This is a genomic window from Streptomyces sp. NPDC059850 (assembly GCF_042731515.1).
Taxonomy (GTDB): domain Bacteria; phylum Actinomycetota; class Actinomycetes; order Streptomycetales; family Streptomycetaceae; genus Streptomyces.
On the sequence record NZ_JBHWJI010000138.1, the window covers coordinates 1 to 4,396 of the forward strand.

General features: G+C 69.3%; 2 protein-coding genes. Both read left to right on the plus strand.

Translation table 11 applies throughout. The annotated features are described in order from the left end of the window. The first annotated feature begins 5 nt into the window (after positions 1-5). Positions 6-3,443: an SDR family NAD(P)-dependent oxidoreductase gene (locus tag ACFV9T_RS42560; protein WP_385449229.1), complete on the plus strand. Its 3,438-nt coding sequence runs from the start codon at positions 6-8 to the stop codon at positions 3,441-3,443. 51 nt (positions 3,444-3,494) lie between these two features. After that, positions 3,495-4,396 (plus strand): beta-ketoacyl synthase N-terminal-like domain-containing protein (locus ACFV9T_RS42565; protein WP_385449227.1); only part of this gene is annotated, 902 nt, incomplete at its 3' end.

The window sequence follows — 4,396 nt, forward strand, 5'->3', positions numbered from 1 at the left end:
GGGTGGTGGCGGCTCGGGGCAGGCTGATGCAGGCGTTGCCGCCGGGCGGGGCCATGGTGGCGGTGGCCGCTGCTGTGGATGAGGTCGCCGGTCTGCTGGGTGAGGGGGTGGAGATCGCGGCGGTTAACGGTCCGTCTTCCGTGGTGCTCTCCGGTGAGCGGGACGCGGTTGTCATGGCTGCTGACTGGTTGCGGGAGCGGGGAGGCAAGACGAAGCGGCTGGCCGTTTCGCACGCGTTTCATTCGCGGCGGATGGAGCCGATGCTTGCTGACTTCGCTGCGGCGTTGACCGAGGTGGTGTGGCATCCGCCGGTGATCCCGGTGGTCTCGAATGTGACCGGGCGGGTGGCCGAGCCTGGTGAGCTGGCCGACCCGCGGTACTGGGTCGAGCATGTGCGGCGTCCTGTGCGGTTTGCCGAGGGGATCGCGGCGGCGGTGGAAGACGGTGGCACGCTGTTCGTGGAGCTGGGGCCGGGTGCGGTCCTGACCGGGATGGTCGAGGAGACGGCCACCGCTGCCGCTGCCGGGGTGGTGTGCGTCGCGGCGCTGCGTGATGGCCGCCCGGAGGGGAAGACCCTGCTGGCTTCGGTGGCCGAGTTGTTCGTGCGGGGCATCGCCGTGGACTGGAGTGGTGTTGTGCCGCTTTTGCCCACTGGGCGGGTTGATCTGCCGACGTATGCCTTCGACCACCAGCACTATTGGCTCCAGTCGGCGGAGTCGGCGACCGACGCGGCGTCGTTGGGTCAATCGGTCACGGATCACCCGTTGTTAGGCGCGATGGTTCCCCTGCCCCAGTCCGATGGGCTGGTGTTCACGTCGCGGTTGTCGTTGCGGTCGCATCCGTGGCTCGCCGATCACGCGATCGGCGGTGTGGTGCTCTTTCCCGGCACCGGCTTGGTGGAGTTGGCGGTGCGGGCTGGTGACGAGGCCGGGTGCCCGGTGCTGGACGAACTCGTGACGGAGTCGCCGCTGGTGGTGCCCGAGCACGGTGGGGTCCGCATGCAGGTCGCGGTGGGCGGACCGGCCGAGAACGGTTCGCGCACGGTGGAGGTGTACTCCCAGCGCGAGGACGGTGCGGAGGCGTGGACGCGGCATGCCACCGGTGTGCTGTCGGCGGCGCGGAGCGGCAGCGGCGCCGGGTTCGATTTCACCGCTTGGCCACCGCAAGGTGCCCAGCAGGTCGAGGTCGGGGACTTCTACGCCGACTTGGTCGAGCGCGGCTACGCCTACGGGCCCGCGTTCCAGGGTTTGCGCACGGTGTGGCGGCGCGGCGAGGAGGTCTTCGCCGAGGTCGCCTTGCCCGACGAGCACCGGGAGGATGCCGCCGGGTTCGGTATCCACCCCGCCTTGCTGGACGCTGCCCTGCACGCGGGCATGCTCGGCGCCGCGGCTGACACGGAGGACTCCGAGCAACCGGTGCTGCCGTTCGCGTGGAACGGACTCGTGTTGCACGCCGCGGGCGCTTCGGCGTTGCGGGTGCGTCTGGAGCCCGGCGGGCCCGGCGAGGTTTCGCTGGAGGCGGCGGATGAGACCGGCGGCCTGGTGGCGACGTTGGGCTCGTTGGTGTCCAGGCCGGTTTCCGCCGAGCAGTTGGAGCCGGCGCCGGATGCGGCTCGGGATTCGTTGTTCCGGGTGGAGTGGACCGAGCTGCCCCAGGAGCAGGGGGAATCCTCGCCGCCCTGGATGGCGGTGACGACGGCCCATGACGTGCTTGCCCTGACCGGGAGCCCGGACTTGCCCGCGGTGGTTGTCGAGGCTGCCGGTGGTGAGGACGCGCTGGCCGTGACCTCGCGGGTGTTGGGGGTTGTACAGGCGTGGCTGGCCGGGGCTGAGGAGTCGCGGCTGGTGGTGGTGACGCGGGGTGCGGTGCCCGCTGGTGACGGTGCGGTGACCGATCCGGCCGCCGCGGCGGTGTGGGGTTTGGTACGTGCCGCTCAGGCCGAGAACCCGGACCGGATCATCCTGCTGGACCTCGACCCAGCGACCGAAGACGGGCCGGAAGCGGTCTTGGGGTCAGTGCTGGCCAGTGGCGAACCCCAGGTCGCCGTCCGCGGTTCGACGCTTTCGGTTCCCCGGCTCACCCGCGCCGCCGGTGAAGTCCCGGATGCTCCAGCGATGTTTGATCCGGAGGGGACGGTTCTGGTCACGGGTGGTACTGGGTCGTTGGGTGCTTTGGTGGCTCGGCATTTGGTGACTCGGCATGGTGTGCGGCATTTGGTGCTGGCCAGTCGGCGGGGCCGGGATGCCGAGGGTGCGGCGGAGTTGGTCGCCGAGCTCACCGAGCAGGGCGCACAGGTTTCGGTGGCCGCCTGCGATGTGTCCGACCGGGACCAGGTGGCGGACCTGCTGGAAGAGCATCGCCCTACCGGCGTGGTACACACAGCAGGCGCCTTCGACGCCGGGGTGATCGGGGCGTTGACCCCGGAGCGGTTGGCGACGGTGTTCGCGCCGAAGGTGGACGCGGTGCGGCACCTGGACGAGCTGACCCGCGGCATGGACCTCGACGCGTTCATCGTCTACTCCTCCGTGTCATCGGTGTTCATGGGCGCTGGTAGCAGTGGGTACGCGGCGGCGAACGCGTTCCTGGACGGGTTGATGGCCCATCGTCGGGCGGCGGGCCTGCCGGGACTGTCGCTGGCCTGGGGCACGTGGCACCACGCCACGAACCTGACCACGCACCTCAGCGACGTCGACCAGGCGCGGATGAGCAGGCGCGCGAGCCGTGACGGAGTCGTCGCCCTCACGCCCGCGGAGGGCACGGACCTGTTCGACGCCGCTGTCGGGTCCGGGCACTCGCTGCTCGTGCCGGTGAAGCTGGACCTGCGGGGAGTACGTGCCGGTGCGGCGATGGGTGGGGTTCCGCACTTGCTGCGTGGTTTGGTTCGGGCGGGTAGGCAGCAGGCGCGGGCGGCGTCCGCGGAGGATGGCGGGCTGGTTCGTCGGTTGGCGGGTCTCGTGGCGGGGGAGCAGGAGGCTCTGCTGCTCAACTTGGTTCGTGGTCAGGTCGCGGTGGTGCTCGGGCACTCCGAAGTGGGGGCTGTTCGGGCGGATGTGGCGTTCAAGGATGCCGGGTTTGATTCGTTGACGTCGGTGGAGTTGCGCAACCGGCTGCGTGCGGAGACCGGGTTGAAGCTGCCCGCGACACTGGCCTTCGACCACCCCACCCCGCTGGTGCTTGCCCGCTACCTGCGCGACGAGCTCGCCGTCGACGACAACGCGCTCGCCCGGTTGAACGCGAAGATCGAAGACATCGAGTCGCTGATCAGCGGTCCGGGCCTCGACGAGTCCATGAAATCCGGCATCGCGCTCCGCCTCCAAGGGCTGGTGGCAAGGTGCAACGGCGTTCTTGAGCAGGCGGACACGACCACGGTGGCGGACCAGCTGGAATCCGCGTCGGCCGACGAAGTCCTGAACTTCATCGATAGTGAACTCGGGCGCATCTGACACCAGTTCGGGGCCCTGCGGCTTCGCCAACCCTTCGTGAGGACTGAAGAAATGGCCACGGACGAGAAGATTCTCAAGTATCTCAAGCGCGTCACGACCGAGCTGCACAACCTGCGCAAGCAGGGCGCGCGGCACGCTGACGAGCCGATCGCCATCGTCTCGATGGCGTGCCGGTACCCGGGTGGTGTGTCCTCGCCCGAGGACCTGTGGGAGCTGGTCGCAGGCGGCGTCGACGCCATCTCCGAGTTCCCCGAGGATCGTGGCTGGGACTTGGAGGCCCTGTTCGACCCGGATCCCGACAACCCGGGCACCTCGTACGTCAGCCGGGGTGGTTTCCTGGACGGCGCCGGGCTTTTCGACGCGGGGTTGTTCGGCATTTCGCCGCGCGAGGCGCTGGCGATGGATCCGCAGCAGCGGTTGTTGCTGGAGACGTCGTGGGAGGCGCTGGAGCGGGCGGGCATCGATCCGATCTCGTTGAAGGGCACCGATGTCGGCGTGTTCACCGGGGCGTGCAGCCAGGGCTACGGGGCCGATGCCGACTCGGTCGCGCCGGAGCTCCAAAGCTTCACTGGCACGGGGGTGTCGCCGAGCGTGGCGTCGGGACGGGTGTCCTATGTGTTCGGTTTCGAAGGCCCGGCGGTCACGGTCGACACGGCGTGCTCGTCGTCGCTGGTGGCCATTCACCTTGCCGCGCAAGCACTTCGGCAAGGTGAGTGCTCGATCGCGTTGGCGGGCGGCGTGATGGTGATGGCGACACCCGGCGCGTTCGTGAGCTTCTCCCGGCAGCGGGGGATGGCCGCTGACGGGCAGTGCAAGGCGTTTTCCTCGGGTGCGGACGGGATGGTGTTGTCCGAGGGTGTTGGTGTGGTGCTCCTTGAGCGGTTGTCGGTGGCGCGGGAGTGTGGGCACCGGGTGTTGGCGGTGTTGCGTGGGAGTGCGGTGAATCAGGATGG